1 protein-coding gene is annotated in these 750 nt (G+C 68.7%); it reads right to left on the bottom strand.

The window, feature by feature from the left end; all coding sequences use genetic code 11:
• The coding region (locus tag AC1DWF_RS34020) for an enoyl-ACP reductase FabI (protein WP_476842896.1) at positions 1–501 on the bottom strand (501 nt) is incomplete at its 3' end.
• Positions 502–750 lie beyond the last annotated feature (249 nt).

Genomic DNA, 750 nt, shown 5'->3' with positions numbered 1-750 from the left:
GTAGTGCGGCACCCATTTCTCCGCGCCGAGGTAGCTCAATGTCAGCAGCGAGCCGCCCTCGCTCATCAGGGCCGCGGCGCGGCGTCCGGTGGCGGCGAAGGAGTAGCAGGAGATGTCGAGCGCCTGCAGGAAGGCCTCGCGCGGCGTGTCCAGAAAGCGGCCCCGAAGGTACTGCTTGTCCGCGAAGCCGATGGCGTGGACGAAGAAGTCGAGCTTGCCCCAGCGCTCCTCGATGGCGCCGAAGGCGGCGTCCATGTCCTCGTCGCTGCCGACGTCGCAGGGGATGACGATGTCGCTGCCGATGCTGGCGGCGAGCGGGCGGACCCGCTTCTCCAGCGCCTCGCCCTGGTAGGTGAAGGCGAGCTCCGCGCCCTGCGCCGCGCAGGCCCGGGCGATGGCCCAGGCGATCGAGCGGTCGTTCGCCACGCCCATGATGAGGCCACGGCGGCCCTGCATCAGCGTACCGGCGGGCAGGGTGGCGGGGGCGGCGTCTTCGTTCATGACGTTCCGTGTCTTGTGCGGGCAGAGCCGCAGCAGGTGGCGGGGCGGGAGTTGTGGTGACACATGCCCCACAACCGGGCAAGGCCCCGTCCATGCACCTGTGGGGTGGAATCGGGCCGCAACATCCTATCTCGTGTCGGGATCGAATTCACGCCTCGGGCGATCCAGTCTAAGGAATCGTCATGCCCGACACCCCCGATCCCTACGCCCTTTTCGCCGAATGGTACGCCGAGGCGGAGAAGTCCGAGC

This window comes from Aminobacter sp. P4_D5, assembly GCF_056401815.1.
The sequence above is the reverse complement of the archived record's forward strand: the minus strand, read 5'-3'. Positions and strand labels throughout refer to the sequence as shown.